This is a genomic window from Phenylobacterium terrae, from assembly GCF_042681205.1.
Taxonomy (GTDB): domain Bacteria; phylum Pseudomonadota; class Alphaproteobacteria; order Caulobacterales; family Caulobacteraceae; genus Phenylobacterium; species Phenylobacterium terrae.
This window is the reverse complement of sequence record NZ_JBHUEY010000006.1, coordinates 642901-668818: the sequence shown is the minus strand read 5'-3', so window position 1 is coordinate 668818 and position 25918 is coordinate 642901. Positions and strand designations below refer to the sequence as shown.

Below are 25918 nucleotides of genomic sequence, written 5' to 3'. Positions count from 1 at the left end.
CTCTATGGAGATTCGCGAAGGGCTCACCTTCGACGATGTTTTGCTCGAACCCGGTCCGTCCGAGGTCATGCCGACCCAGGTGGACGTCTCGACCCGGCTCACGCGAGAGATCAAGCTCAACATCCCGGTCGTGTCCTCAGCCATGGACACGGTCACCGAAAGCCGGCTGGCCATCGCCATGGCCCAGTCCGGCGGCCTCGGCGTCCTGCACCGAAACCTGACGGTGGAGGAGCAGGCCGACCAGGTCCGCGAGGTCAAGCGCTACGAGAGCGGGATGGTCATCAATCCGCTGACCATCCACCCCGACACGCCGCTGCGCGAGGTCCGCGAGATCAAGGCCCGGCGCCGGATCTCCGGCTTCCCGGTGGTCGAGCCGGGGACCGGCAGGCTGGTGGGCATCCTCACCAACCGCGACATGCGCTTCGAGGCCCGCGACGACGTGCCGGCCAAGGCGCTGATGACCACCGAGAATCTGGTCACCGTCCGCGAGGGCGTCAGCCAGGCCGAGGCCCGCGACCTGCTCCGCCGCAACAAGATGGAGCGGCTGATCGTCGTCGACGACGAGTACCGCGCCGTCGGCCTGATCACCGTCAAGGACATGGAGAAGGCCCAGGCCCACCCGGACGCGGCCAAGGACGTGCACGGCCGGCTGCTGGTCGGCGCGGCCTCCACGGTCGGCGATGCGGGTTACGAGCGGTCCATGGCCCTGGTGGACGCCGGCGTCGACGTGGTGGTGATCGACACCGCTCACGGCCACAACGCCGAGGTCTCCAAGGCGGTCGGCCGCATCAAGCGCGAGACCAACCGGGTGCAGATCGTCGCCGGCAACGTCGCCACCTACGACGGGGCCAAGGCGCTGATCGACGCCGGGGCGGACGCGGTGAAGGTCGGCATCGGGCCGGGCTCCATCTGCACCACCCGCGTCGTGGCCGGCGTCGGCGTGCCGCAGCTGACGGCCATCCTGGACGCGGTGCGGGCCGCCGGCGACTCCGACGTCCCGGTCATCGCGGACGGCGGGATCAAGTACTCGGGCGATCTGGCCAAGGCGCTGGCCGCCGGGGCGAGCGTGGCGATGATGGGTTCGGTGTTCGCCGGCGTGGACGAAAGCCCGGGCGAGGTCTTCCTCTACCAGGGCCGCAGCTACAAATCCTACCGCGGCATGGGCTCCCTCGGGGCCATGAACCAGGGCTCGGCCGACCGCTATTTCCAGAAGGAAGTCAGCGCGTTGAAGCTGGTTCCTGAGGGGATTGAAGGGCAGGTGCCCTACAAGGGCCCGATCGCGCCCATCCTGCACCAGATGGTCGGGGGGCTGCGGGCCGCCATGGGCTATGTGGGCGCCGGCAGCCTGGCCGAGTTCCGCCAGCGGGCGCGGTTCATCCGCATCACCGGCGCGGGCCTGCGCGAGAGCCATGTCCACGACGTGATGATCACCCGCGAGGCGCCCAACTACCCGAGCCCCATGTGATGGCCGCCGAGCTCCAGCTTCTGGGCTTGGCGATCGTCGTGGGGATCGTTCAGCTGGTCTGGGCGGCCATCGCCGCCCGGCGCCAGCAGAACCTGGCCTGGGCCGCGGGCCCCAGGGACGAGCCGATGCCGATCACCGGCGTCGCCGCCCGTCTCGACCGGGCGTTCCGCAACTTCATGGAGACCTTCCCCTTCTTCGCCGCGGCGGTGCTGGCGGCGGTGGCGGCGGACAGGCTCTCCAGCCTGACGCTCTGGGGGGCGGGGCTCTACGTGGCCGGCCGCGCCCTGTACGTGCCGCTCTACGCCTCCGGGATCCCCCGGGTCCGGACGCTCGTCTGGGCGGTGGCGATGATCGGCCTCTTCATGGTGACGGCGGCCCTCTTTGTGTAGCGAGGCGCGGTGCGCGACGGCGGGCGGATAGCCGCGGCGATCGAGGTTCTGGACGAGGTGGAGTCCCGCCGCCGGCCCGTGCGGCTGGCCCTGAAGGCGTGGGGCGAGGCCTCCCGCTTCGCCGGCGCCAAGGACCGGGCCTTCGTCTCGGGGCTGGTCCTCGACGCGCTGCGCCGCCGCCGCTCCCTCGCCTGGCGGATGGGCGCGGACAGCCCGCGCGCGGCCGTGCTCGGCGCGCTGGTCTATGACTGGCGCTGGCCCGTCGAGCGCATCGAGGCCGCGACGGGCGAGGAGCCGCACGGACCCGGCGCACTGACCGAGGACGAGAAGGCGCGCCTTGCCGAGCCCGTCAGCCTGACCGACGCGCCGGCGCCGGTCCGCGGCGACTATCCCGACTGGCTGGACGCGTCGTTCGCCCGTGTCTTCGACGAGGCGAGGGCGGAGGAGGGGGCGGCGCTGGCCGAGCGCGCGCCCGTGGACCTGCGGGTCAACACCCTCAAGAGCGATCCCGAGCGGGCGCTGAAGGTGCTGAAGCCGCTGCACGCCGAGCCCACCGGCGTGCTGCCGACCGCCCTGCGCATCGCCGCGCCGGAGGCCAGCGAGCGCACGAGCGCGGTGGAGACCATCCCCGCCTTCTCCAAGGGCTGGTTCGAGGTGCAGGACCTGGGCTCCCAGATCGCCGCCGCCTGCGCCGGCGAGGTGGCCCGCAAGCAGGTGCTGGACCTGTGCGCCGGCGGCGGGGGCAAGACCCTGGCCATCGCCGCAGCCATGGCCTCCACCGGCCAGATCTACGCCTACGACGCCGACGCCCGGCGCCTGGCCGACACCGTCCGCCGGGGAGAGCGGGCCGGGGTGCGCAACCTGCAGGTCCGAACGCCGGTGAACCCCGAGCCGCTGAAGGGTCTCGACGGCAAGATGGACGTCGTCTTCCTGGACGCTCCCTGCACGGGCACGGGCTCCTGGCGACGTCACCCCGACACCAAGTGGCGGCTGACGCCCGAGGCTCTGGCCCGGCGCATCGCCGAGCAGGATTCGGTGCTGGACGACGGCGCCCGGTTCGTGAAGCCCGGCGGCCGGATCGTCTACGTCACCTGCTCGGTGCTGCCGGAGGAGGACGAGGACCGCATCGCCGCCTTCCTCCAGCGCCACGAGGGCTTCGAGGTCCGCCCGGCAACGGCCGACCCGGCCCTGACCAGTTGGCTCACCCCCGAGGGCTACCTGCGCCTGTCGCCCAGGACTTCGGCGACAGACGGCTTTTTCGTCGCGGTGCTGGAGCGCGCCCGATGACCTTCCCGCAAAACCCCGCTAACAGGCGCCCATGACCGAAACCGCCCACGAACGCGTCCTGATCGTCGACTTCGGCAGCCAGGTGACCCAGCTGATCGCCCGCCGGGTCCGCGAGAGCGGCGTCTATTGCGAGATCCACCCCTACGACAAGGTCGAGACCATCCTCGACGACTTCGCGCCCAAGGCGGTGATCCTCTCCGGCGGCCCGGCCAGCGCCCACGAGGACGAGAGCCCCCGGGCGCCGCAGAAGGTCTTCGAGCTCGGCGTGCCGGTGCTCGGCATCTGCTACGGCGAGATGACCATGTCGGCCCAGCTGGGCGGCGCGGTCGCCAGCGGCCACGAGCGCGAGTTCGGCCGGGCGGACATCCTGATCGAGCGGGAATCGCCGCTGCTGGACGGCATCGGCGGCGTCGGCCACCGCGAGCCGGTCTGGATGAGCCACGGCGACAAGATCACCGCCATCCCGCTGGGCTTCGAGGTGGTGGCCAGCTCCGAAGGCAGCCCCTTCGCGGTGATCGCCGACGAGGGCCGGCGGTTCTACGGCATCCAGTTCCACCCGGAGGTGCACCACTCGCCCCGCGGCGCGCTGATGCTGCGCAACTTCACCCACAAGATCGCCGGCCTGAAGGGCGACTGGACCATGTCCGCCTTCCGCGACGAGGCCATCGCCCGGATCCGCGAGCAGGTGGGCGACGGCAAGGTGATCTGCGGCCTCTCCGGCGGCGTCGACTCCTCGGTGGCCGCGGTGCTGATCCACGAGGCCATCGGCGACCAGCTGACCTGCGTCTTCGTGGACACCGGCCTGCTGCGCCACAACGAGGCCGAACAGGTCGTCACCCTGTTCAGGAACCACTACAACATTCCGCTGATCCACGTTGATGCGTCGAAGGAATTCCTCGGCGGCCTCGCCGGCGTCACCGACCCGGAGACCAAGCGCAAGACGATCGGGCGGCTGTTCATCGAGATCTTCGACCGCGAGGCCGCCAAGATCGAGGGCGCGGCCTTCCTCGCCCAGGGCACCCTCTATCCCGACGTGATCGAAAGCGTCTCAGCCCGCGGCGGCCCTTCGGCTGTGATCAAGAGCCACCACAACGTCGGCGGCCTGCCGGACTTCATGAAGCTGAAGCTGGTCGAGCCCCTGCGCGAGCTGTTCAAGGACGAGGTCCGCGCCCTTGGCGTCGAGCTCGGCCTGCCGCCGGAGTTCGTCGGCCGCCATCCGTTCCCGGGCCCGGGCCTCGCCATCCGCATCCCCGGCGAGGTGACGCCGGAGAAGGTGGCCGTGCTGCAGAAGGCCGACGCCATCTACCTGGACGAGATCCGTAAGGCCGGCCTCTACGATTCCATCTGGCAGGCCTTCGCCGTCCTGCTTCCGGTGCGCACCGTCGGCGTGATGGGCGACGCCCGCACCTACGACGAAGTCTGCGCCCTGCGCGCCGTCACCTCGACCGACGGCATGACCGCGGACTTCTTCGAGTTCCCCTGGGAGGTGCTCGGCCGCACCGCCACCCGGATCATCAACGAGGTCAAGGGCATCAACCGGGTGGTCTACGACGTCACTTCCAAGCCGCCCGGCACCATCGAGTGGGAGTAGGGGGCCGGCCGCGATCCGACTGATCAGGCCGGAGCCAGGTCACCGACTTGGTGCTTTTCGCGTTCGGGCGGCCGGGATCGGCCGCGGACGCGCAGGGCGTCGCGCTTCGGCGGCGCGTCGAACATGCGGCGATACTCCCGCGTGAACTGCGAGACGCTCTCGTAGCCGACCTCGAACGCCGCGTTGCCGGCGAGGAGGCCCTCGTCGAGCATGAGCCGCCGCGCCTCCACGAGCCGCAGCCGCTTCTGATACTGCCCCGGCGTCAGCGAGGTGAGGTGCTTGAAGTGCTTGTGGAAGGCGGTGAGGCTCATCGCCGCCGCCTCGGCGAGCCGCTCGACGGAGATGCGCGATCGGTACTCGGCTCGCAGGATGGCGATCGCCGCGCCGAGCCGCGCCGCATGGCTGCTCGGGTCGGCAAGGGCGCGTAGGTCCGCACCGTGGCTGCCGGCGAGCAGCCAATAGTGAAGCTCGCGCACGATGCCCGGGCGCAGGAGCGGCGTCGCCTCGGGATGGTCCAGCAGCCGCATGAGCCGGGCTGCGCAATCCAGGACCGCAGCCTCGGTGTCGCTGGCGAACAGCGTCTGCATCGCCGACGGACGCGTCACCCGGACGCCGCCCAAGTGCGCGGCGATCTCCCGCAGCACCGTCATCTCCAGCTCCACCGCGATCGCCAGGTAGGGCTCGCTCGGGCTCGCCTGCACGATCCGTCCGACCACCGGCATGTCGGCGCTCACGATCACGGACTGTCCGGCGGAGAAGATCCGCTCCTCCCGACCGACGATCATGCGCTTGGCGCCCTGCAGGACCAGGCAAACCAACGGCCGGTAGACCGAGTGGAGGTCGCCGCTCGGGGAGGGGACGCACATCATCCGCAGGCCCGGGACGGGCGTGAGCGCCAAACCGTCACTGTTCGCATGTCCGGCGGCATAGGCCCGGACGGCCTGCTTGAGCGGGTCCACGCGATCCCTCCTGCAACGGGGCGATCGTAGCACGGCGCCGGACGAGGATCAGCCAGGCTGCAGAATCCGGCAAGTTTTGCGCCCGACCGAGCAAGCGTCCGCCCGGGGCCTCGCGCTATGCCTTGTCAGGACGACAGCCCCAACACCAGGAAGGGAACACCATGGCTCGGCAGAACGATCTCGCGCGACGGACGGTGCTGACGGCCGCGGCCTTGGCCCCTGCTTTCGCCGCGGCCGCCCAGGGCCGAACGAGCGGTCAGGCCCCCGCATCGAGCGGCAAGGTCGCGCTGGTGACCGGCTCATCGAGGGGGATCGGGGCCGCAACGGCCAGGCGCCTTGCCCGTGACGGGTACGCCGTCGTGGTCAATTGCCTCGTGAACGGCGACCTCGCCGCCGGCGTGGTGCGGGAGATCGAGGCGGCGGGGGGCCGCGCGGTGTGGGTGCAGGCCGACGTCAGCGACCCGACCGCCGTGCGCCGCCTGTTCGACGAAGCCGAGCGCGCGTTCGGCGGCCTCGACGTGGTGGTGAGCAACGCCGGCGTCATGCGGTTGGCGCCCTTCCGGGACATGACCGACGCCGACTTCGTCCGGATGGTCGACGTCAACCAGAAGGGCAGCTTCTTCGTGCTGCGCGAGGCGGCGCGGCGTGTGCGCGATGGCGGCCGGATCATCGCGCTGGCGTCGAGCATCAGCCAGCTTCGCAGCCCCACCTACGGCCCCTACGCGGCCACCAAAGGCGCGCAGGAGCTTTTCGCCAGCATCCTCGCCAAGGAGCTCAAGGGGCGCGGGATCTCGGTGAACGCGGTCGCGCCCGGGGTGGTGAACACGACCCTGTTCACCGGCGGCAAGACGCCGGAACAGATCGCCGGCTTCGCGGCGCGGACGCCGCACAAGCGGCTCGGCGAGCCGGCCGACATCGCCGCGGTCATCTCAGGGCTCTGCAGCGCCGACGGCGCCTGGATCAACGGCCAGACCGTGTTCGCCAACGGCGGCATCGTCTGAGGGGGGGGAGCCGCGCCGGCCAGACGCGCGGTCGTGAACTTGGCTTCGTGCTAGTCTGACAGGGCCTCGGCCGAATTCCCGGAAGAACTCGATGAAGCCCCGGATCACCGTCCTCACCCTCGGCGTCGCCGACCTGGAACGCTCGCTCGCCTTCTACCGCGACGGCCTCGGCCTTCCGACGGAGGGGATCGTCGGGCGCGAGTTCGAGCACGGGGCGGTGGCCTTCTTCGATCTCTCGGGCGGCCTCAAGCTCGCGATCTGGGCCCAGGCGGACCTCGCCCACGACACCGGCCTGCCCCTGACGCCGCCCAGCCCCACCGCCTTCAGCATCGGCCACAACGTGGCGCGCAAGGAGGAGGTGGACGAGGTGATGGCCCAGGCCAGCGCCGCCGGGGCCTCGATCCTCAAGCCTGCCCAGGAGACCTTCTGGGGCGGTTACGCCGGCTACTTCCGAGACCCGGACGGGCACCTCTGGGAGGTGGCCTGGAACCCGGACCTCCTGCCCGCCGACTGAGGTTCAGCAGTCCGGCGGACGGGCTGGGCGGCGGATCACGGGCCTCCCGTCGGGCCCCCGCTCGACAGGCGGGCGCTTGAGAGATCCGTCCCCGAGGCCGTCCTCCTCCACGATCTGGGCGTCGCGGGCCTCGGTCAGGTAGTTGGCGGCCGGGTCGAACATGCCGGAGAGCGGGGCGACCACGTTTGCGCCAGCGGAACGCTTGCGGCGCGTGCGGCGCCAGTAGACGAGGCCCCTGGCCTCCAGGCGGAGCATCAGCCGGTCGAGCGCCAGGAGGGCGAGCCCCGCGGCGGCGACCCAGATCGGCACGGCCTCACTCATGCGCCCTGCACAGCTCGCCAGAGGAGCCAGAGCAGCGCCCCGTAGGTGGGATAGGCGGTCAGGCCCATGCCGAACACCCGCAGCGGCGGGGCGATCAGATATCCCCAGAAGAACAGGATGCGCCCGGCCGCGAACAGCAGCGCAAGCCTGGGGACGAGCCCGAGCTGGTCGGCGGGCAGGGTGAGCGCCAGGCCGCACCAGGCGACGAGGGCGAGAAAGCCCTGCTCCAGGGTGTTGGTGTTGTAGCGCAGGACGATTTCGAGCAGGCGGCCGACGCCCTCCCGCTGCCCGTCGACGGCGTCGGCGCGGCCCAGCCGATAGGCGGACGCCGCGCCCAGCCCCTGCAGCAGGCAAAGCGCCGGGACCAGCATCCACAGGAGGGCCAGCGCCAGCCGCTCGGCGTCGCCTGCCGGCGGGGGCCGGGGAAGGCCGAAGACCGGCCAGTCCCCGAACGCCACGGCCAGCGACACGAGCATGGCCGCGGCGATCTGGCCGAGGCTGATCGCCTGTTTCCAGCGCAGCGTCACGTCCGCTCCCCAGATCCTCGTCAGCCTTGACTACTGGACGGAGGGCCTGAGGCACATGACCTTTACGGTCAGAGTCTTGACCGCGGCGGACAGGCGGAGACCTCCATGGCTGAGCCGACGGTGTCGGCGGGATACCCGCGAGCCTTCCTCGACTTCGCGGTCTCGCGCGGGGCTGACCGGCGATCGCTCGTCGAGCGGTCCGGCCTGGCCGGCGTGGACCTCTCCGACCAGGACGGCCGCGTCCCGCTCGCCCGCTACGTCGCCCTGATCGAGGCCGGGATAGACCTCACGCGCGAGCCGGCCCTGGCGCTCCACTTCGGCGAGGCCGTGCGGCCCGAGGACGTCACCATCGTGGCGCTGATCACCATGGCCTCGGAGACGGTCGCCGACGTCTTCGAGCAGATGGGCCGCTACGGGCGGCTGATGATCGATGGCGGGGCAGGCTCGTCGCTGCCGCTGGGCCGGCTCTCCGAAGAGCCGGACGGGATCTGGCTGGTCTCCACCAATCCGGCCTTCGTCGGTCATCCCTACCTGGAGCAGATCCTGCTGGCTCAGAACTTCTGCGGGGCCCGCAGGGTGATGGGCCGCGCGGCCGACGGGATGCTCATCCACTGTCTGCAGGAGGCCCCCAGCTACGCGGCCGAGTTCGAGAGGATCCTGGGGGCGCCGATCGTCTTCGGGGCGGGACGTCACGCCGTGCGCCTGCCCGAGGCGGTCCTGTCGCAGAAGGTGCCGACCGCCAACCGCTACGTCTTCGGCCTGCTGAGCGAGCGTGCGGAGGCGCTGCTGGCCAGCCTCGAGGAGGCGAGAACCGCCCGAGCCGAGGTCGAGCGCGCGCTGGCCCGCGTCCTCCACACCGGGCAGGTCGGGCTGGACAGCGTCGCGCGCCAGCTGGGCATGAGCCCGAAGACCCTCTACCGCCGCTTGAAGGCGGAGGGGACGAGCTACGCGCGGGTCCTCGACGACCTGCGTCATCGGCTCGCCGTGGCATTTCTGGCCGAGCAGAAGGTCTCGGTGAGCGAGGCGGCGTACCTGACGGGATTTTCGGAGCCGGCGGCCTTCTCCCGCGCGTTCAGGCGGTGGACGGGCGCGCGGCCTGGCGCCGCGAGGGCTCGAGGAACGCCCTAGAGGCGCCGCGTCAGGCCCGCTTGAGCGGGAAGGTGAGGGTGAACCTGGCGCCCGGCGAGGCCGACGCCGCCTCGATCCGGCCGTCGAGCTGGGCGGCCATGCTGGTGATCACCCGCATGCCGAGGCTGCGCGAGGCGCTGGCGATGTCGAAGTCCGGCGGCAGGCCGCGGCCGAAGTCGGCGACCTCCAGGCGGTAGCGGCCGTCTCCGGCGAGCGCGCCGCGGACCCGCACCTCGCCGGCGGCGCCTTCGGGATAGGCGTACTTGTAGGCGTTGGTGAGCAGCTCGTTGAGGAGCAGGCCGACGGGCGCGGCGAGGTCGGCCGATATGGCGGCCGGCTCGGCGTCCACGCTCGTCCGGTGCTGCGGCGAGGTGGCGGCGACCGCCGCGGCCAGGTTCTCGATGAAGGGGCCGAGATCGACCTCGCGGGCGTCCGCCTGCCGCCACAGCTGATCGTGCACGCCGGCGATGGCGTGCACGCGCGTCGCGGCCTCCTCCAGGGCCTTGCGGGGCGCGCCCTCCAGCGTCCTCGCCTGCAGGGCGAGCAGGCTCGAGACCAGCGCCAGGCTGTTCTTCACGCGGTGGCTGATCTCCTGGATCAACGTGGTCTGGAGATCCTCCAGCCTCTGCTTCTCGGTGATGTCGGTGTTGGTCCCGAACCAGCGGATCACCCGGCCCTCGGCGTCCCTCAGCGGCTCGGCGCGCGAGAGGAACCAGCGGTAGCGGCCGTCGGCGCCGCGCAGCGGGAAGACGTCCTCCCATGGCTCGCCGGTGTCCCAGGCCTGCTGAATGCGCTCGACGACCCGGTCCACGTGCTCGGGGTGATGGACCTTGGTCCAGCCCCAGCCCTGCATCTCCTCGAGCGTGGCGCCCGTGTATTCGTACCAGCGCCGATTGTACCAATAGATCCACCCCTTCGCGTCGGCCATCCAGGCCAGCTGCGGCAGGGAGTCGGCCATGCTGCGGAACTGCTCCTCGCTTTCGGCGAGGGCGTCCCGGGCGCGGCGCGCGGCGTCGATGTCGGTGCAGACGCCGATGGCCCTGTGAACGCGGCCTTCGCGGTCCTGCAGCGGCGCGGCCCGCAGCATGAACCAGCGCCAGGCGCCGTCGGCCCCGCGGATCCGGCACTCGACCTGCATGGGCCGCGCGGCGTGCACCGCCTCGCTCCAGGCCTTCCCGACGGCCTCGGAGTCCTCGGGATGAAGCACCTGGCGCCAGCCGTCGCCGAGCAGGCTCTCCGGGGGCAGGCCCGTATAGTCGCGGTACTGCCGGTTGACGTAGGTGTTCCGGCCTTCCGTGTCGAACTCGAAGACCAGCCCCGGAATGGCGTCGGCCAGGAGGCGCAGGCGCGTCTCTCCGGCGACGGCTTCGGCCGCCCTTTGGCGCTCCAGCATCTCGCCGGTCACGTCCTCGACCTGGTGGATGATGTGGCGGACTTCCCCGTCCGGGCCGAAGACGGGCGTGTTCAGCGGCGCCCACCAGCGGACCTCGAACTCGCCGTTCGGGCGGCGGATGTCGTACTTCTGCACCGGCATCCTATCCGCGGCGCGCCTGGCGAGCACCCGCTCCAGCGAAGCTCGAAGGTTGCGCACCCCGGTGGCCTCCGGATCGTCCGGATTGTCCGGGAAGGCCTCGAACAGCGGCCTGCCGACGAGGTCCTCGCGGCGGGTCATGGTGGCCTCGAGGTAGGACGGCGAGGCTTCCTCGATCGTGAAATCCGGGGCGAGCACGAGGTGGGCGGTGCGCTGCGCCTGGTACAGCAGCCGGAAGCGCTCGCCGTACTCCTTCTGCGTCTGGATGTCGGTGCAGGTGCCGAACCAGCGGACGATCTCGCCGGCCTCGTTCCGCACCGGATGCGCCCGGCCGAGCACCCATCGGTAGGCGCCGGAGCGGTGCCGCAGCCGGTACTCGATCTCGTAGGGCTCGCCGGTCTCCAGGCTGTGTCGCCAGCGCTCGAAGGTCCGCGCCCGGTCGTCGGGATGGAACATCTGCGCCCAGGTGTCACCCTGGGTCGAGCCCGGCTCGGCGCCGGTGAACTCGTACCAACGCTGGTTGAAGAAGTCGTGGTAGCCGTCCGGGCGGGCGGCCCAGATGATCTGGTCGACGGTGTCGACGATGGTCGTAAGCAGGGCGCGGCCGCCTTCGACCTCGCGTTTGGCCTCCAGCCGCTCGATCGCGACGCCGAGCAGCTGCGCCATGCCGATCATGAACTCGACGTCGGCCTCGTCCCAGCGGCCGCTGTCGTCGGCGCTGTCGGCGCCGAGCGCGCCCCAGCGGCGTCCGGCGCCGAGCGGCACCGGCACGATCACCACGCGCTTGACGCCATGCTCCACCATCAGCCGAGACGGGCGGAACCTCTCCTCGTCGGCGAACTGCTCGGAGACGATGGGCCCGCCCGTGCGGAAGGCGAACCCGGCCGGCGTGTCCAGGCCCAGCAGCTCGTGGCCGACAAAGCCGGGCCGCCAGCCGACGCCGGCGCGAAGCAGGAGGTTGTTCCGGGCGGGCAGGAATTCCAGGGCCTTGCAGAACCGCGCGTGCATGCCCTCGGCGCACCACCGCACCGCGGCGTTCAACAGCTCGTCGAGGGTCGAGGCTTCGAGCGCCTGGCGCCCGAACTCGGCGAGGACGGATTGCTGGTGCAGTCGGTAGGCCAGCTCCTCGGGTCTTGGGGGGCCCGCGACGCCGCCTGGCCGCTGGCCGGCGTTTGTTGTCCCGTGCATCGGCCGCTCCGCGCGATGTCCTTGCCAATGGGTGCGCAGGCGGGTTGGTTCCTCCGCAGCCAGGGTGTCGGCGGCGCTGGAGAAGACGCCCCGCCTCGTCTAGGAAACAGGGCGAACACCGCGGGAAAGGCGCCATGGCCGCATCGCACTGGCTCGTGAAATCCGAGCCCGACACCTACAGCTACGCCGACCTGGAGCGGGACGGGCGCACCGTCTGGGACGGGGTGCGCAACAACGCCGCCGCCCTGCACCTGAAGGGGATGCGGGAGGGCGACGAGGTGCTGGTCTACCACTCGGGCGACGCCAAGGCCGTGGTCGGGATCGCCAAGGTGGTACGCGAGGCCTTCCCCGATCCCAGCGACGAGGCCGGCAGGTTCGTGGCGGTGGAGCTGGCGGCCGTGCGGCCGTTGAAGCAGCCTGTCACCCTGGCCCAGCTGAAGGCCGAGCCGGCGCTCGCGGGCCTCGCCATCCTGCGCCAGAGCCGCCTGTCGGTCGCGCCGGTCAGCGACGAGGACTGGAGCAAGATCCTCGAGATGGCCGGCGGTTGAGGGGCATGGCCGCGCCCACCTCGACGATGCCCGACGATGCGCGCACGCGCCTGCTGGCCCGCATCCGGCGCGAGTTCGACATCGCCGAAGAGACCCTGGACATCGCCGGCTTTCCGCTGAGCTTCACCCGCATCGCCGACCCGAACGCGGTGCTCGACGAGGTCTGCCGCCTGGAGACGCTGCGCGAGCAGGGCGTCGCGCCCCGGCGCGAGCTGCACGTGCCGTACTGGGCGGCGGTGTGGGAGAGCGGGATCGCGGTTTCCGAGCATCTGGCGCGGCGGGCCGCGGACCGACCGCTGGCCGGGGTGCGGGCCCTGGACCTGGGCTGCGGCATGGGGATGGCCGGCGCCGCCATGGCCATGCTGGGCGCCCGCGTCACCCTGGGCGACATCGACACCGCCGCCCTGCTGTTCGCCCGCCTCAACACCCTGCCGTGGGCCGACCGCTGCCACGTCGCCCGCTGCGACTGGCGCGGCGAGGACCTGCCCGGTCCGTTCGACCTGATCGTCGGCGCCGACGTGCTCTACGAGGTCAGCCAGTGGCCCCACATCGAGGCCTTCGCCCGCCGCCGCCTCGCGCCCGGCGGCGCGCTGGTCCTGGGCGAGCCGGGCCGGCCGACGGCGAAGGGCTTCCGCGCGTGGCTGCAGGACCGCGGCTGGACCGTGGCCGCCGACCGCGCGAAGGCCGGCGAGATGGACGTCCACATCTACGAGGCGCGGCCGCTTGCCTAGCTGACGATCGTCAGCCGGCCTTGGCCCGGTCGGCCTGCTGCGGATCAGGGCGATAGGGCGCGAGCTCGACGTCCTCGGGACGGACTACGCGGCCGTTGACGTGCGACAGGAGCTCGGCGGCGCGCCGGGCGACCTGGGCGGGGTCGCCGAGGTCTGGAAGGACGATCGGAGCCGAGGCGGCCGCGCCCCTCAGCCTGGCCAGAAAGTAACGCCGATCCATATGGCGCCGGTGGTTCAGATGCTTCGCCGTGGAGAAATGCTCGACTCGCGGTGAGGTTTCTGGGGCGTCAGGCCGGCGTCGCGGCCAGGGCCGACGAGAGCCGCCGGGCCAGCTCCTCGGCGTCGAACGGCTTGGGCAGGATCCGCGCCTCGTCCACCTCGCTCAGCGACGACAGGTCTGCGTAGCCGGTGACGAACAGGACCGGCAGACCGGGCCGCCGGGCCGCGACCGCGCGGGCGACCTCGGCGCCGTTCATGCCGGGCATCGCGAAGTCGACCAGCATCAGGTCCAGCCGGGTCCGGCTCTCGATGATCTCCAGCGCCGCGGCGCCGCTGCCGGCCTCCAGGACCTTGAACCCCAGCTGCTGGAGCATCTGGACGGTGCTCTCGCGGACCATCTCGTCGTCGTCCACCAGCAGCACGACCCCGCCTTTGCGCGAGGCCAGCAGCCCGTCGGCCAGTAGGGACGGGCGCGGGGCCGCCGTCGCCGCAGCCCGGGCCCGGGGGAGGAAGACTTGCACGGCCGTCCCCTTGCCGACCTCCGTCTCGATCTTCACCCCGCCGCCGGACTGGACCGCGAAGCCGAGCACCTGGCTGAGCCCCAGGCCCGAGCCGCGTCCCACGGGTTTGGTGGTGAAGAAGGGGTCGAACACGCGCTCCAGCACCTGGGGCGGGATGCCCGAGCCGGTGTCGCGCACGCAGACCATGACGTATTCGCCCGGCTCCGGCTCCTCCGGCCGCTCACGCGCGGCGTCCAGCACCACGTTGGCGGTCTGGACGGTCAGGCTGCCCCCCACCTCCATGGCGTCGCGCGCGTTGATGGCCAGGTTGAGGATGACCATCTCGATCTGGGTCGGGTCCACCAGCGCCGGCCAGAGTTCGGGCGCAAGTTCGATCTCCAGCCGGTGGCCGCCCCCGATCGTGCTCTGCAGGAGGTCCCGCAGGCCCTGGACCGCCTCGTTGAGGTTGACCGGCTTCGGCTCCAGCTTCTGGCGGCGCGAGAAGGCGAGGAGCTGGGCCGTCAGCTTCGCCCCCCGCTCGGCGGCCACCCGCATCATCTCCAGCCGCCGGCGTTCGCTCGCGCCGGCGGTGCGCTCCAGGAAGCCGATGCCGCCCAGGACCACGGTCAGCAGGTTGTTGAAGTCGTGGGCGACGCCGGCGGTCAGCTGGCCCACCGCCTCCAGCCGCTGGGCGTGGCGCAGCTTGGTCTCCATGGCCTCGCGTTCGGCCATCTCGGCGACGAGGCGGCGGTTGGCGGCGGCCAGTTCGGCGGTACGCGCCTCCACCAGGCGCTCCAGCTGGTCGGCCGCCAGCCGGGTGTCGGTGACGTCGACGCCGGAGCCGACGTGGCCGATCGGCTCCTCGCGGCTGCGCGGCGTCGCCTCGCACCGCAGCCAGCGCACATGGCCCTGGGCGTCGAGCACCCGGAACTCGGTCCGAAGCTCGATGTTCTCCACCGCCGCCCGCAGGAACTCGTCGGCGACGCGGTCGGCGTCGTCCGGGTGCAGCACGCGCCGCCAGGCCTGGCCCAGGAAGGACTCCGCGGGCTGGCCGAACATCTCCTCGTGGCGGCGGTTGGCGTAGAGAAAGCCGGCCCGGGCGTCGGACATCCAGATCAGCACCGGAGCGCTGTCGGAGACCGCGCGGAACCGCGCCTCGCTCTCGCGCAGCGTTTCGGCCGCGCGCACCCGTTCCACGAGGAAGGCCTCGGCCTCCCATTGGCGGTGGCGGGCCCGCAGGGCCGAGCGCGCGGCCGCGACCACGGTGATCGGGTGCAGCGGCCGCTCCAGGATGGTGACCTTGCCCAGGCTCTCGATGAAGGTCGTCGTGCGCGGCGTCACCGGCGCGTCGCGCAGCCGCAGCAGGACGATCGGGTAGTCGGACCAGGGCGGTTGGCCCTGAAGCCAATCGTACAGCGGGGTGGGGTCCAGCCGCTCGAACGCCTCCTCGGTGACGATCAGGCCGGCGCCGTCCTCATACCTGGGGCCATCGTCTCCGCCGAAGGCGCTCACCAGCCGCGCGGGCAGCCCCGCGTCGCGCAGGATGCCGGCGATCACCTCGCCGTCGCGGCCGACGGGAGCCAGGACGAAGATCGGATGCGGCCCGAACCTAGCGCCGGTCATCTGGCTGAAGCAGCCTCGAGCCCGGTCCGGAGAAGGACGGAACGCCGGTGAGCACCCCGTGGAACTGGCTGAGCGCCGGGCCGACGCGCACGCCCGTCTGCCCGATGGCGAACTCGCGGATGGTCGGCTCGTAGTCGCCCGTCCGCTTCTTCATCACCGACAGGGCGCGCCGGATCTCCCCCTCGGCCTCGAAGAAGCGCAGCAGCAGGACCGTGTCGCTGATGTAGGTGAGGTCGACGCTCGTCTGCATGGGTCCGACAAGCCCGTGCTGGGCGAGCACCAATATGGTCACGACGCCCTGCTGGCCCAGATAGGTCAGCAGCTCGTGCATCTGCAGGGTCAGGTAGACCTCGTCCGGCATCGCGTTCTGGAAGCCGGTGAGGGAGTCCAGGATGACCATCCCGACGCCGGCGTCGACGGCCCCGCGGATCATGCCGCTGAGCTCGCCCGGCGACAGCTCGGCCGGGTCCACATGCTCCAGGACGATCTGCCCGGACTCGAGCGGGCCGGTCAGGTCGAAGCCCATGCCCCGCACGCGCTTCAGGAACACCCGGCGGGTCTCGTCGAAGGCGATGATCAGCACCTTCTCGCCGCGGGCCGCGGCCGTGCAGGCGTACTGCACGGCGATGGAGGACTTGCCCGACCCGGAGGGACCCATGATCAGCGTGCTGGTGCCCCTGTCGACGCCCCCGCCGAGCAGCGCGTCCAGTTCCGCCAGGCCGCTGCCGACGGGCTCGGCGTCGGAGTAGTCCCGGTGGTGTTCGGAGGCGATCAGCCGGGGGAAGACCACCAGCCCGCCCTTGCGGATGACGAAGTCGTGGTAGCCGCCCTTGAACTCGCGGCCGCGCATCTTGAACACGCGCAGCCGCCGGCGGTCGCCGCCGAACTGCAGCGCCGCCTGGTGCAGCCGGATGACGCCGTGCGCCAGGCTGTGCAGGCTGGTCTCCTCGACCTCCTGCGTCAGGTCGTCGAGGAACAGGGCGGTGCACTGCAGCTTGGCCAGGAAGTGCTTCAGCGCCAGGATCTGGCGGCGGTAGCGCAGCGGGCTCAGCGACAGCAGCCGGATCTCGGCGACGCTGTCGAACACCACCCGCCTGGGCCGCACACGCTCGATCTCCCTGAGCACCATGTCGACGGTCTCGCCGAGCTCGAGGTCGGAGGCGTAGAGCACCGTCTGGCCCTGCTTCGGGTCGAGCGTCAGTTCGGGCGGGACCAGCTCGAAGATCTCCAGGCCGTCGAGGGTCCAGCCGTGGGTGAGGGCGCTGCGGATCAGCTCCGCGCGGGTCTCCGACAGGGTGATGTAGAGACCGCGCTCGCCCCTGGCCTGGCCGTCGAGCAGGAACTGCATGGCCAGGGTGGTCTTGCCGGTGCCGGGCGCGCCCTCGATCAGGTGGAGCGAGGTGTCGGCGAAGCCGCCGGCCAGCACATCGTCGAGCCCGGGGACGCCGGTCGAGACCAGGGCGTCGGCGGGAATGGCGTCGTAACCGGGTGAGTTCATGGAAGGCGAGGACGGGGCTGGTTCGGTCGGGAGGCGACTCCGTAGCAGAGGCTGCGCCGCCGCGGCGTCGCCTTCCCGACCGACGTCATCAGCGCTCAACCAAGGCCAAGGTTCCCTGGCGCCTGAGGCCGGGCCGCCTCTGGCCCTAAGGCGCGGACTCATGACGAAGATTTCATGCCTGCGCGCGCATCTGGAAGCCGACGGCCAAGTCTCTTGCTATCAGAAGGGGCTCGGATGAGGGCTCCGCAGCATCGAGAGGAGAACTGACTGATGGACGGAGGAATTCTCGTCCCCCTGGGGCTATTTGCGATGATCGCGGCGATCGTGATCGTCCCCCGCTACTTCCGCAGCCTCGAGCGGCAGAAGCTGCAGGAGACCCTGCGGGCCGCCGTCGAGCGCGGCGAGCCGATCCCGCCGGAGATCGTGCAGGCCATGACCCAGCCGGTGAAGGAGAGCCGCGCGGGCCCCTACCGGCATCCGGACCAGGACCTGCGCCAGGGCATCGTCTGGCTCGCCGTCGGCTTCGGCATCGCCCTGATGGGCTATTTCATCGGCTTCAACGAGCCGGACGCCACCCACGTCATGCTGGGCGTCGCGGCCATCCCGGGCTTTATCGGCCTGGCGTTCATCGTGCTCTGGGCGGTCGGTCGGAAGAAGAGCTAGGCGGGCCTGGGACGGGGGATGACGCCCATGCCGGGCCTCCAACAGATCAGGTACGCCAGCCTGCACGACGTCGAGCTGGCCGGCCACGCCGCCGCCGGCGACCGCCGGGCGTTCGGCGAGCTGGTCCGCCGCCACGGATCGGCGGTGCGCGGCCTGCTGCGCCGTATGGGCGCAGCGCCCGCCGAGGCCGACGACGCCGCCCAGGACGCCTTCCTCGCCGCCTTCGAGCGGATCACCGAATTCCGCGGGGAGGGGACGTTCGCCGGCTGGGTGAAGCGGATCGCGGCGCGGGGCTATCTGCGGCGGCTGCAGAAGGAACGGCGGCTGCTGGCCATCCTGGCCGAGGGCGCCGCCGACGCCGACCCGGCGCGCGCGGGGGAGGGCGAGGCGGCCGGGCTGATCGACCTGGACGAAGGGCTGAAGGGGCTGGCGCCGGCCGAACGGCTGTGCGTCTCGCTCTGTTTCGGCGCCGGCGTTTCCCACAGCGAGGCGGCCGAAGCCTTGAACCTGCCGCTTGGAACGGTCAAATCCCATGTCAAACGTGGTCTGGAGAAGCTCAGAGCGCGACTGGCGCCGCATGACGGCGCGGCTCTGGAAGGGAGGCGCGGCAATGGCTGAGGTCGAGTTCGAGCGCCGGCTTGAGCGGCTGTTCGCCGATGCGCCCGCGTTCAGCGATTCCGAACCCTTCGCCGCCCGCGTCGAGCGGCGGCTCGACCGCGGCTGGGCCACGCGCCGGGTGCTGATCGGCGTCGCCGGCGTCGTCGGCGGCGTGATCGGGGCCAGCCAGCTGGTGATGAGCAATTTCGCAGAGGATCTGCAGAGCGCGGCCGAGGGGCCGGCGCGGCTGCTGAGCGCCGGCGTCAGCCAGGTGGCGGCGGAGTCCGACTGGATGAACGCGCTGTCCGGCGCCGGCAACGTGGTCTGGCTGGCCGCCGGCCTTGCGGGTCTGGCCGTCGCCTTCGTGATCACCCGCATGATCGAGGAGATCTAAAGCCCCATGTCCGCCCAGCGCCAGGAAACGGTGAAGCGGGTCACCGCGCCCGACATCGCCGCCCGCAAGGGCGGAACGCCCATCGTCTGCCTGACGGCCTACACCACGCCGGTCGCCGAGATCCTCGACGATCACTGCGACCTGCTGCTGGTCGGGGACTCGCTCGGCATGGTGGTGCACGGCCTGCCCAACACCGTCGGCGTGACGATGGAGATGATGATCCTGCACGGCCAGGCGGTGATGCGCGGCGCGCGCAAGGCCATGGTCGTGGTGGACATGCCGTTCGGCTCCTACGAGGGCTCGGCCGAGACCGCCTACGCCAACGCCGTGCGGATCCTGAAGGAGACCGGCTGCCAGGCGGTGAAGGTCGAGGCCGGCCCGACGGTCGCCGACACCATCGCCTACATGGTCCAGCGCGGCGTGCCGGTGATGGGCCACGTGGGCCTGAGGCCCCAGGCGATCAACGTCGACGGCGGCTTCAAGGCCAAGGGCCGCGGCGCGGCCGAGCGCAAGCGAATCCTGGACGAGGCCAAGGCCACCGCCGAGGCCGGCGCCTTCGCCGTGGTGGTCGAGGGCGTCGCCGAGGGACTGGCGCGGGAGATCACCCAGGCCGTCGAGATCCCGACCATCGGCATCGGCGCCTCGGCCGGCTGCGACGGCCAGATCCTGGTCACCGACGACATGCTCGGGCTGTTCGACTGGACGCCGAAGTTCGTCCGCCGCTACGGCGACCTGCGGGCCGAGATCGGCAAGGCGGTCGGCGCCTACGCCGAGGACGTCCGCGCCCGCCGCTTCCCCGGCCCGGCCGAGATCTATTTCGCGAAGGCCGGCTGACCCTTGCGGCTGCGCTCCAGCCGGCGCAGCACCCGCTCGACGATGAGACGGCGCTCCTCCGGCGTCAGGTCGGCCAGGCTGAGCCGCACCTGCCGCGAGGGCGCCAGCACCGCCAGCCAGGCCTGCACGTAGTCCCGGGGCCGGCCGGTCTCGATCACCAGCGCCCCCGAGTCGCCGCGGCCCACCGGACGCACGCCGCGGATCGCCGTCCACGGCACGGGGCGGCGCATGGTGGAGGCGCAGTAGACCCCGCCTTCGTCCACCGAGAAGCTGACGCCCTCCAGGCGCACCCGGGCCAGGAGCTCGAGCGCCACGATCAGCACCACCAGGGCCACGCCCACGGCGACGAAGACCCCGTTCTCGTGCACGGCGATGGCCAGCGGCGCGGCCAGCAACCAGCAGGCCGGGGCCGCCAGCATCCACATCCGCACCCACCGCTCAGGCAGCGGGCGGTAGACGACGTTGGCCTCGATGATCACCGGCGGAACCAGCGCTCGCCGGGGCAGCAGGCCCGTGAGCGCGGCGATCGGCGCCAGTACGCAGCTCAGCGCCACGATCATCGGGGCCAGCGTCTCGGCGGACCGCATGGCGAAGAGATTGCTGGCCAGGAGCCCCAGGGCCATGATCAGGGCCAGCCGTTGGGTCCGGCCGGGGCTGGTGAGGTAGGTGGTGGTGTCGTTTACGCTCATCTGAGGTCCGCCCATGGCTTGCACGGGAGGAATTGCGCCCGCCTCGGTTCAGCCGTCGTAAGCCGGCACGGTTAACGGGCGCGCGGGGCTGCGTCGGCGTGGCTTCGGCCGGCGCCGTTGCGGGCGCGCGGCGAGCGCTATAGGTTCGCGCCGCACATCAAGGTCGCCTGAGCGCGGAGTTCCCCACACGTGGTCGATCTATTCGAGGAGGTCGAGGAGCAGCTTCGCTCCGACCGTTACAAGGCGCTTGCGTTCAAGGCCCTGCCTTGGGTGCTCGGCGCCCTGGCGGCCGCCCTGCTGATCGCGTTCGGCGTCTGGGGCCTGCAGGAGTACCGCCAGCGCGCGGCCGCCGGCGCCTCAGAGCAGTACGCTGCGGCGATGGAGGCGCTCCAGCAGGGCCGCACCGAGGAGGCCGACCGCCTGTTCGGCGAGGTCGCCGATTCGCCGTCGCGCGCCTACAAGGCGCTGGCGCTGCTGCAGCAGGGCGGCATCCGCATGACCGAGGGCAAGCGGGACGAGGCGGTGAAGCTGTTCGACCAGGCGGCCGCCGCCGCGCCCGATGAACTGCTCGGGGACGCCGCGCGCCTCAAATCCGCCTTCGCGCTCATGGATTCGGCGCCCCTGGCCCAGCTTCAGGAAAGGCTCGAGCCGCTGAGCGAAGAGGACCGTCCCTATCGCATCCTGGCCGAGGAAGCCCTGGCGTTCGCCAAGCTCTCGGCCGGCGACCTGCAGGGCGCCCGCAAGGATTTCTCGGCCCTGAAGGACCTGCTGGACGCGCCCGAGGGCGTCCGCCAGCGCGCCGAGGGCGCGGTTGAGCTGATCGACTCCGGCACGGCCAAGGCCCTGCCCGAGACGCTGAAGGCCGCCGCCGCCCTGCCTGACCCCCAACTCGCGCCGCGCGCCCCGACCGCGCCGGCCGCGCCGCAACAGCAAGCCCCCCGGACCCAATGATCCTATTTCGCCGCACGTCCCTGATCGCCGTCCTGGCGGCCTCGCTGACCGTCGCCGGCTGCTCGACGGTGAGCCGGCTCAACCCGTTCGGCGGCGGCGACGACGAGCCCCAGGAAGTCGCCTCGGAAGGCGAGCGCATCCCGATCGTCGGCGCAGAGAGCGGCGTGGAAGTGACCGAGGCGATCGCCGGCCAGGACTTCAACCTGCCGGCGCCGACGCCCAGGGCCGACTGGCCGCTGCCGGGCGGCGCGCCCGAGCAGGCGGTCGAGCACGTGGACGCCGGGCAGGGGCTCTCCGTCGCCTGGCGCCAGCGCTTCGGCGAAGGCTCCGAGCGCGGCAAGCACGTCACCGCGCCGCCGATCGTGGCCGACGGCAAGGTGTTCGTCATGGACGGCACGGCCAACGTCTCGGCCCGGGACGCCCAGAGCGGCCGCGAGATCTGGCGCACCGAGCTGCGCTCCACCAACCGCCGCGACCGCGAGGCCTTCGGCGGCGGCCTGGCCTACGCCGACGGCAAGGTCTACGTGACCTCGGGCTACCGGCTGGTCGTCCAACTCGACGCCGCCACCGGCGCGGTCGGCTGGCGGCGCGAGACCGAACAGCCGGTGCACGGCGCCCCGACCATCGCCGGCGGACGGGTGATGGCCGTCTCCATCGACAACACCCTGCTGACCTTCGATGCCGCCACCGGCGAGCCGAGCTGGACCTATCAGGCCCTCACCGAGCCGGCCCGCATCCTCGCCGCCTCCAGCCCCGCGGTGTCCGGCGACACCGTCGTGGCGGCCTTCGGCTCGGGCGAGCTGGTGGCCCTGCGCGTCGCCAATGGCAACGACCTGTGGGCCGAGGCGCTGTCGCGCGCCAGCCGCACCACGGCCCTCTCCGAGATTCGGGACATCCCCGGCCGCCCGGTGATCTATCAGGGCGACGTCTACGCGGTGAGCCACTCGGGCGTTTTCGCCGCCGTGGACCTGCGCACCGGCACCGCCCGCTGGACGCTTCCGGTGACCGGCATCACCACCCCCTGGCCGGCGGGCGACGTGGTCTACGTCGTCTCGAAGGCCGGCGAGGTGATCTGCGTGAACCGCGACTCCGGCCAGGTCTACTGGATCCGCAACCTCAACGAGGGGATCGAGCAGGACGCCGGCGGCGGCGGCTTCTTCGGCTTCTTCGAGCGGCGCGGCAACGTGCGGCCGATCTGGTCGAGCCCGCTGCTGGCTTCGAACCGGCTGGTGCTGGTCTCGAGCGGCGGGCGGCTGGTGGCGCTGAACCCCAAGACCGGCGCCGTGGAGCACTCCATGAACATCGGCTCGCCGGCCATGCTGGCCCCGATCGCCGCCGGCGGCACGGTCTATGTGGTCACCGACGAGGCGGAGCTCATCGCCCTGCGTTAAGACACGCAGGATACTGAGAGAGCCATGCCCATAAAACTCGCCATCGTCGGCCGCCCGAACGTCGGCAAGTCCACGCTGTTCAACCGGCTGGCCGGGCGCAAGCTGGCCATCGTCGACGACCGCCCGGGGGTGACCCGCGACCGCCGCTTCGGCATGGGCCGGATCGGCGACATCGACCTGGAGCTGATCGACACAGCCGGCTTCGAGGACGTCACCGACGAGAGCCTGGAGGCGCGGATGCGCGCCCAGACCGAGCGGGCGATCGCAGAAGCCGACGTGGCCCTGTTCGTCATCGACGCCCGCGAGGGGGTGACCCCGCTCGACGAGGTGTTCGCCGAGATCCTGCGCAAGCATGACAAGCCTGTGGTCCTGGTCGCCAACAAGGCCGAGGGCAAGGCCGGGGAGGCCGGCGCGCTCGAGGCCTTCGGCCTGGGCCTCGGCGAGCCCGTGGAGCTGTCGGCCGAGCACGGCGAGGGGATGGGCGAGCTCTACGCCGCCCTGGCGGCCCTGGCGCCCGCCGACGACGGGGACGAGGAGGACGAGCTCGGCGACAAGCCGGTGCGGATCGCCATCGTCGGCCGCCCGAACGCGGGCAAGTCCACCCTGGTCAACAAGCTGATCGGCGAGGACCGGCTGCTGACCGGCCCGGAAGCCGGCATCACCCGGGACGCCATCCCGGTCGACTGGACCTGGGAGGGCCGGCCGGTGCGGCTGGTCGACACCGCCGGGCTGCGCCGCAAGGCCAAGGTGCAGGAGAAGCTCGAGAAGCTCTCCACCCAGGACAGCATCCGGGCCATCACCTTCGCCGAGGTGGTCATCCTGGTGATGGACGCCACCCACCCTCTCGAGATCCAGGACCTCCAGATCGCCGACCTGGTCGAGCGCGAGGGGCGGGGGCTCGTCTTCGTGCTGGCCAAGTGGGACCTCGTGGAGGAGCCGCAGGCGAAGCTGAAGGAGTTCATCGAGGAGACGGGTCGGCTGCTGCCGCAGGTGCGGGGCGCGCCCGTCGTCGCGCTGTCGGCCGAGACCGGCCGCGGCCTGGAGCGTCTGATGCCGGCCGTCTTCAAGACGCACGCCGACTGGTCGACCAAGGTCAAGACGCGCGACCTGAACGACTGGCTGCACATGGCCATCCAGCGCCATCCGCCGCCGGCGGTGAACGGGCGCCGGATCAAGCCCAAGTACGTGGCCCAGACCAAGGCCCGGCCGCCGACCTTCGTGATGTTCGCCAGCCGGGCCGACCAGCTGCCGGACAGCTATCGGCGCTACCTGATCAACTCGATGCGCGAGAGCTTCGACCTGCCCGGCGTGCCGATCCGGCTGACGGTGAAGTCGGGCAAGAACCCGTTCGCCGACGAGAGCGAGGGCCGGCCGGCGCCGTCCTGGGCGACCGCCGCGGGGGCCAAGGCCGCCCGGACCAAGCTGACCGGCGGCAAGCCCAAGCCGAAGGCCAAGTCCGGCGGGACGGCGGACCGCGTGCTGGGCGGCAAGGCCCGGGCCGCCGCCAAGACCGGCGGCTTCAGGCCGAAAGCACCCGGTGCGAAGCCTTCCAGGCCTGGAAATCGACCGTCTGGTGGGGCAGGCCCAGGTCGGCGTCCGCGAGCTCCACGATAAGCGGCCCGATCTCGGCCGGTTCGGGCAGGGTGAGCGGGTCCTCGCCGGGCATGGCCTCGGCGCGCATCTTGGTGCGCATGGCGCCCGGATCGACCAGCGCGGCCCGGATGGGGGTGTTCTCCAGCTCGTCCGCCCAGGTGCGGACCAGGTGCTCCAGGGCCGCCTTGGTCGCCCCGTAGGGACCCCAGAAGGCCTTGGGACGCGCGACCCGGCCGCTGGTCAGGAAGATGGCCCGCGGCTTCTGCGACTGCCGCAGCAGCCGTTCGGTGGAGCGGATCAGCCGGTAGCTGGCCGTCAGGTTGATCGCGACGACCCGGTCCCAGTTCTTGGGGTCCACATGGCTGACCGGGCTGATGCCGCCGAGGATGGCGGCGGCGTGCACCAGGATGTCCAGCCGCCCGAACCGCTGGTGGATGGCCAACCCCAGCTGGTCCAGGCCGTCGCCTTCGGCGATGTCGAGGGGGACCAGCGTCGCGCCCTGGCCGGTGCGGGCCTTCAGCTCATCGTCCAGGTCTTCGAGGCCGCCTTGCGTGCGGGCCACGGCGACGACGTGGGCGCCGGCGTCGGCGAGCGCGATCGCGGCGGCGCGGCCGATGCCGCGGCTGGCGCCGGTGACGAGGGCGATGCGGCCCTCCAGGGTCTTTTCAGTCATGCGGACGGGGCTCTCTTGGCGTAGCGCTGGGCGATGACGGCGCAGGCCATCAGCTGGAACTGGTGATAGAGCATCACGGGCAGCAGGACGAAGCCCATTGTGGCCGCCGGGAACAGGGCCCCGGCCATCGGCACCCCGGCGGCCAGGCTCTTGTTGGATCCGCCGAACACGATGGTCGCCTCGTCCTCGACCGAGAAGCCGCGGGCCCGTGCGAGCCAGACGCACAGGACCAGCGAGGCGGCCAGCAGCACCAGGCAGATCAGCGTCAGCCGGGCCAGGTCCGGGATCGACACCTGGCTCCAGATCCCGGCGACGACCGCGCCGGAGAAGGCGTTGTAGACCACCAGCAGGATGGAGCCGCGGTCCACCAGCTGCAGCGGCTTGGCGTAGCGTTTCATGAAGCCGCCGACGAACGGGTGGACGATCTGGCCGAGCACGAATGGCGCGAGGATCTGCCAGAGGATGGCTTCGACCGAGGCGAAGGAGACGCCGCCCTCGGCGCTCAGCAGGGCGCCCACAAGCAGCGGCGTGACCACGACGCCCAGCAGGTTCGAGGCCGAGGCCCCGCAGACCGCGGCCGCGACATTGCCGCGGGCGATGGCGGTGAAGCCGATCGCCGACTGGATGGTGGAGGGCAGGCAGGCCAGATAGACCAGCCCCGCGGTCAGCGCCGGCGGCGTGATCCAGGCGGGCAGGGCGGCCAGTCCGACGCCGGCGATCGGGAAGACCACGAAGGTGATGGCCATCACCACCAGGTGCAGCCGCCAGTGGACCATGCCGGCGATCACCGCCTCGCGGGACAGTTTGGCGCCGTGCAGGAAGAAGACGAGGGCGATGCCGGCCTTGGTGGCCAGGCCCACCCAGTCGGCCACCTCGCCGCGCGCGGGCAGCAGCGAGGCGAGCCCGACCATGCCGACGATGGCCAGCAGGTACCAGTCGATGGAAACGCGGGCGAGGATGGACTTCACGGCGGCCCAGATCCCCCCCACGCCTGGTCCAGGCGAGCGGCGTCGCCCAATCCCTCGTCTCGGCCGGAAGCCCGCCCTTGCGGGCCGCAGAGTCGGGACCCAGGAGCGACAGACTCAGCATCTGGGTCCCGGATCGGCCTTGCGG

General features: G+C 71.6%; 26 protein-coding genes. 16 read left to right on the top strand and 10 right to left on the bottom strand.

The features are described from left to right. Positions 1 to 4: 4 nt before the first annotated feature. The 4 genes from guaB to guaA are packed head-to-tail and all read left to right on the top strand — an operon-like array spanning position 5 to position 4732. The gene (gene guaB, locus ACFSC0_RS17810) at positions 5 to 1465 is read left to right on the top strand and encodes an IMP dehydrogenase (protein ID WP_377282213.1); all 1461 of its coding nucleotides are present in this window, start codon (positions 5 to 7) and stop codon (positions 1463 to 1465) included. Next, positions 1465 to 1854 (top strand): MAPEG family protein, encoded by a 390-nt coding sequence (locus ACFSC0_RS17805; RefSeq protein ID WP_377282212.1) that lies wholly within the window; start codon positions 1465 to 1467, stop codon positions 1852 to 1854. Before guaB ends, ACFSC0_RS17805 begins: the two co-directional genes overlap by 1 nt. Positions 1855 to 1863: 9 nt before the next feature. Continuing rightward, positions 1864 to 3141, top strand: coding sequence for an RsmB/NOP family class I SAM-dependent RNA methyltransferase (locus ACFSC0_RS17800; protein WP_377282211.1), 1278 nt, complete (start codon positions 1864 to 1866; stop codon positions 3139 to 3141). A 31-nt stretch (positions 3142 to 3172) separates the two neighbouring features. Then, entirely contained in the window at positions 3173 to 4732 is a 1560-nt protein-coding gene (guaA, locus tag ACFSC0_RS17795) for a glutamine-hydrolyzing GMP synthase (protein ID WP_377282210.1), read from the top strand. 23 nt (positions 4733 to 4755) lie between these two features. On the opposite strand, the gene ACFSC0_RS17790 is transcribed toward guaA, so the two are convergent. Next, positions 4756 to 5691 (bottom strand): AraC family transcriptional regulator, encoded by a 936-nt coding sequence (locus ACFSC0_RS17790; protein ID WP_377282209.1) that lies wholly within the window; start codon positions 5689 to 5691, stop codon positions 4756 to 4758. Positions 5692 to 5852: 161 nt separating this feature from the next. Here ACFSC0_RS17790 and ACFSC0_RS17785 point away from each other — a divergent pair, with 161 nt between their 5' ends. Beyond that, entirely contained in the window at positions 5853 to 6692 is an 840-nt protein-coding gene (locus ACFSC0_RS17785; protein WP_377282208.1) for an SDR family oxidoreductase, read from the top strand. A 91-nt stretch (positions 6693 to 6783) separates the two neighbouring features. Further along, positions 6784 to 7206 carry a VOC family protein gene (locus ACFSC0_RS17780; RefSeq protein ID WP_377282207.1) on the top strand — a complete coding sequence of 141 codons (423 nt, stop codon included), beginning with the start codon at positions 6784 to 6786 and terminating at the stop codon, positions 7204 to 7206. A 3-nt stretch (positions 7207 to 7209) separates the two neighbouring features. On the opposite strand, the gene ACFSC0_RS17775 is transcribed toward ACFSC0_RS17780, so the two are convergent. Together ACFSC0_RS17775 and ACFSC0_RS17770 are read right to left on the bottom strand one after the other, a co-directional pair. Further along, entirely contained in the window at positions 7210 to 7527 is a 318-nt protein-coding gene (locus ACFSC0_RS17775; RefSeq protein ID WP_377282206.1) for a hypothetical protein, read from the bottom strand. Then, complete coding sequence (locus ACFSC0_RS17770; RefSeq protein ID WP_377282205.1) at positions 7524 to 8054, bottom strand: MAPEG family protein; 531 nt, start codon at positions 8052 to 8054, stop codon at positions 7524 to 7526. The genes ACFSC0_RS17775 and ACFSC0_RS17770 overlap by 4 nt, the downstream gene beginning before the upstream one ends. A 105-nt stretch (positions 8055 to 8159) precedes the next feature. Here ACFSC0_RS17770 and ACFSC0_RS17765 point away from each other — a divergent pair, with 105 nt between their 5' ends. Continuing rightward, complete coding sequence (locus ACFSC0_RS17765) at positions 8160 to 9182, top strand: AraC family transcriptional regulator (protein WP_377282204.1); 1023 nt, start codon at positions 8160 to 8162, stop codon at positions 9180 to 9182. A gap of 10 nt (positions 9183 to 9192) precedes the next feature. Here ACFSC0_RS17765 and ACFSC0_RS17760 read toward each other — a convergent pair whose 3' ends face one another. Next, the gene (locus ACFSC0_RS17760) at positions 9193 to 11901 is read right to left on the bottom strand and encodes a PAS domain-containing protein (protein ID WP_377282203.1); all 2709 of its coding nucleotides are present in this window, start codon (positions 11899 to 11901) and stop codon (positions 9193 to 9195) included. Positions 11902 to 12035: 134 nt separating this feature from the next. On the opposite strand from ACFSC0_RS17760, the gene ACFSC0_RS17755 reads away from it, so the two are divergent. Together ACFSC0_RS17755 and ACFSC0_RS17750 are read left to right on the top strand one after the other, a co-directional pair. Next, entirely contained in the window at positions 12036 to 12449 is a 414-nt protein-coding gene (locus ACFSC0_RS17755) for an EVE domain-containing protein (protein ID WP_377282202.1), read from the top strand. 5 nt (positions 12450 to 12454) lie between these two features. Then, the gene (locus ACFSC0_RS17750) at positions 12455 to 13180 is read left to right on the top strand and encodes a class I SAM-dependent methyltransferase (RefSeq protein WP_377282201.1); all 726 of its coding nucleotides are present in this window, start codon (positions 12455 to 12457) and stop codon (positions 13178 to 13180) included. Positions 13181 to 13190: 10 nt separating this feature from the next. On the opposite strand, the gene ACFSC0_RS17745 is transcribed toward ACFSC0_RS17750, so the two are convergent. The 3 genes from ACFSC0_RS17745 to ACFSC0_RS17735 form a co-directional block, all read right to left on the bottom strand. After that, positions 13191 to 13400 carry a hypothetical protein gene (locus ACFSC0_RS17745; RefSeq protein WP_377282200.1) on the bottom strand — a complete coding sequence of 70 codons (210 nt, stop codon included), beginning with the start codon at positions 13398 to 13400 and terminating at the stop codon, positions 13191 to 13193. 67 nt (positions 13401 to 13467) lie between these two features. After that, positions 13468 to 15522 (bottom strand): hybrid sensor histidine kinase/response regulator, encoded by a 2055-nt coding sequence (locus ACFSC0_RS17740; protein ID WP_377282199.1) that lies wholly within the window; start codon positions 15520 to 15522, stop codon positions 13468 to 13470. Next, complete coding sequence (locus ACFSC0_RS17735; protein WP_377282198.1) at positions 15509 to 17020, bottom strand: ATPase domain-containing protein; 1512 nt, start codon at positions 17018 to 17020, stop codon at positions 15509 to 15511. The genes ACFSC0_RS17740 and ACFSC0_RS17735 overlap by 14 nt, the downstream gene beginning before the upstream one ends. 270 nt (positions 17021 to 17290) lie before the next feature. On the opposite strand from ACFSC0_RS17735, the gene ACFSC0_RS17730 reads away from it, so the two are divergent. Genes ACFSC0_RS17730 through panB form a run of 4 tightly spaced genes read left to right on the top strand, consistent with a single transcriptional unit; the run spans position 17291 to position 19508 of the window. Then, positions 17291 to 17683 carry a DUF6249 domain-containing protein gene (locus ACFSC0_RS17730; protein ID WP_377282197.1) on the top strand — a complete coding sequence of 131 codons (393 nt, stop codon included), beginning with the start codon at positions 17291 to 17293 and terminating at the stop codon, positions 17681 to 17683. Positions 17684 to 17710: 27 nt separating this feature from the next. Beyond that, on the top strand, positions 17711 to 18301 hold the full coding sequence (locus ACFSC0_RS17725) for an RNA polymerase sigma factor (RefSeq protein ID WP_377282196.1): 591 nt from the start codon (positions 17711 to 17713) through the stop codon (positions 18299 to 18301). Further along, on the top strand, positions 18294 to 18674 hold the full coding sequence (locus ACFSC0_RS17720) for a hypothetical protein (RefSeq protein WP_377282195.1): 381 nt from the start codon (positions 18294 to 18296) through the stop codon (positions 18672 to 18674). Before ACFSC0_RS17725 ends, ACFSC0_RS17720 begins: the two co-directional genes overlap by 8 nt. Before the next feature lie 6 nt (positions 18675 to 18680). Next, a complete protein-coding gene (gene panB, locus ACFSC0_RS17715) occupies positions 18681 to 19508 on the top strand; it encodes a 3-methyl-2-oxobutanoate hydroxymethyltransferase (RefSeq protein ID WP_377282194.1) in 828 nt (275 codons plus the stop codon). On the opposite strand, the gene ACFSC0_RS17710 is transcribed toward panB, so the two are convergent. After that, a complete protein-coding gene (locus ACFSC0_RS17710) occupies positions 19487 to 20197 on the bottom strand; it encodes a hypothetical protein (protein ID WP_377282193.1) in 711 nt (236 codons plus the stop codon). The genes panB and ACFSC0_RS17710 overlap by 22 nt on opposite strands. A 189-nt stretch (positions 20198 to 20386) precedes the next feature. Here ACFSC0_RS17710 and ACFSC0_RS17705 point away from each other — a divergent pair, with 189 nt between their 5' ends. Genes ACFSC0_RS17705 through der form a run of 3 tightly spaced genes read left to right on the top strand, consistent with a single transcriptional unit; the run spans position 20387 to position 24153 of the window. Continuing rightward, positions 20387 to 21148, top strand: coding sequence for a tetratricopeptide repeat protein (locus ACFSC0_RS17705; RefSeq protein ID WP_377282192.1), 762 nt, complete (start codon positions 20387 to 20389; stop codon positions 21146 to 21148). Then, on the top strand, positions 21145 to 22539 hold the full coding sequence (locus ACFSC0_RS17700) for a PQQ-like beta-propeller repeat protein (protein WP_377282191.1): 1395 nt from the start codon (positions 21145 to 21147) through the stop codon (positions 22537 to 22539). Before ACFSC0_RS17705 ends, ACFSC0_RS17700 begins: the two co-directional genes overlap by 4 nt. Before the next feature lie 24 nt (positions 22540 to 22563). Beyond that, positions 22564 to 24153, top strand: coding sequence for a ribosome biogenesis GTPase Der (gene der / locus ACFSC0_RS17695; RefSeq protein ID WP_377282190.1), 1590 nt, complete (start codon positions 22564 to 22566; stop codon positions 24151 to 24153). Here the strand turns inward: der and ACFSC0_RS17690 are convergent. Together ACFSC0_RS17690 and ACFSC0_RS17685 are read right to left on the bottom strand one after the other, a co-directional pair. Continuing rightward, positions 24059 to 24805: an SDR family NAD(P)-dependent oxidoreductase gene (locus ACFSC0_RS17690; RefSeq protein WP_377282189.1), complete on the bottom strand. Its 747-nt coding sequence runs from the start codon at positions 24803 to 24805 to the stop codon at positions 24059 to 24061. The two genes, der and ACFSC0_RS17690, sit on opposite strands and share 95 nt — an antisense overlap. Then, positions 24802 to 25773: a bile acid:sodium symporter family protein gene (locus ACFSC0_RS17685; protein ID WP_377282188.1), complete on the bottom strand. Its 972-nt coding sequence runs from the start codon at positions 25771 to 25773 to the stop codon at positions 24802 to 24804. Before ACFSC0_RS17685 ends, ACFSC0_RS17690 begins: the two co-directional genes overlap by 4 nt. Positions 25774 to 25918 lie beyond the last annotated feature (145 nt).

Bases quoted from the DNA above. Each gene is read 5' to 3' on its own strand.
- panB (WP_377282194.1), top strand. From the start codon at position 18,681: ATGTCCGCCCAGCGCCAGGAAACGGTGAAGCGGGTCACCGCGCCCGAC.
- ACFSC0_RS17720 (WP_377282195.1), top strand. From the start codon at position 18,294: ATGGCTGAGGTCGAGTTCGAGCGCCGGCTTGAGCGGCTGTTCGCCGAT.
- guaA (WP_377282210.1), top strand. From the start codon at position 3,173: ATGACCGAAACCGCCCACGAACGCGTCCTGATCGTCGACTTCGGCAGC.
- ACFSC0_RS17735 (WP_377282198.1), bottom strand. From the start codon at position 17,020: ATGAACTCACCCGGTTACGACGCCATTCCCGCCGACGCCCTGGTCTCG.
- ACFSC0_RS17765 (WP_377282204.1), top strand. From the start codon at position 8,160: ATGGCTGAGCCGACGGTGTCGGCGGGATACCCGCGAGCCTTCCTCGAC.
- der (WP_377282190.1), top strand. From the start codon at position 22,564: ATGCCCATAAAACTCGCCATCGTCGGCCGCCCGAACGTCGGCAAGTCC.
- ACFSC0_RS17775 (WP_377282206.1), bottom strand. From the start codon at position 7,527: ATGAGTGAGGCCGTGCCGATCTGGGTCGCCGCCGCGGGGCTCGCCCTC.
- guaB (WP_377282213.1), top strand. From the start codon at position 5: ATGGAGATTCGCGAAGGGCTCACCTTCGACGATGTTTTGCTCGAACCC.
- ACFSC0_RS17725 (WP_377282196.1), top strand. From the start codon at position 17,711: ATGCCGGGCCTCCAACAGATCAGGTACGCCAGCCTGCACGACGTCGAG.
- ACFSC0_RS17805 (WP_377282212.1), top strand. From the start codon at position 1,465: ATGGCCGCCGAGCTCCAGCTTCTGGGCTTGGCGATCGTCGTGGGGATC.
- ACFSC0_RS17745 (WP_377282200.1), bottom strand. From the start codon at position 13,400: ATGGATCGGCGTTACTTTCTGGCCAGGCTGAGGGGCGCGGCCGCCTCG.
- ACFSC0_RS17700 (WP_377282191.1), top strand. From the start codon at position 21,145: ATGATCCTATTTCGCCGCACGTCCCTGATCGCCGTCCTGGCGGCCTCG.
- ACFSC0_RS17740 (WP_377282199.1), bottom strand. From the start codon at position 15,522: ATGACCGGCGCTAGGTTCGGGCCGCATCCGATCTTCGTCCTGGCTCCC.
- ACFSC0_RS17690 (WP_377282189.1), bottom strand. From the start codon at position 24,805: ATGACTGAAAAGACCCTGGAGGGCCGCATCGCCCTCGTCACCGGCGCC.
- ACFSC0_RS17760 (WP_377282203.1), bottom strand. From the start codon at position 11,901: ATGCACGGGACAACAAACGCCGGCCAGCGGCCAGGCGGCGTCGCGGGC.
- ACFSC0_RS17780 (WP_377282207.1), top strand. From the start codon at position 6,784: ATGAAGCCCCGGATCACCGTCCTCACCCTCGGCGTCGCCGACCTGGAA.
- ACFSC0_RS17730 (WP_377282197.1), top strand. From the start codon at position 17,291: ATGGACGGAGGAATTCTCGTCCCCCTGGGGCTATTTGCGATGATCGCG.
- ACFSC0_RS17755 (WP_377282202.1), top strand. From the start codon at position 12,036: ATGGCCGCATCGCACTGGCTCGTGAAATCCGAGCCCGACACCTACAGC.
- ACFSC0_RS17785 (WP_377282208.1), top strand. From the start codon at position 5,853: ATGGCTCGGCAGAACGATCTCGCGCGACGGACGGTGCTGACGGCCGCG.
- ACFSC0_RS17750 (WP_377282201.1), top strand. From the start codon at position 12,455: ATGGCCGCGCCCACCTCGACGATGCCCGACGATGCGCGCACGCGCCTG.
- ACFSC0_RS17710 (WP_377282193.1), bottom strand. From the start codon at position 20,197: ATGAGCGTAAACGACACCACCACCTACCTCACCAGCCCCGGCCGGACC.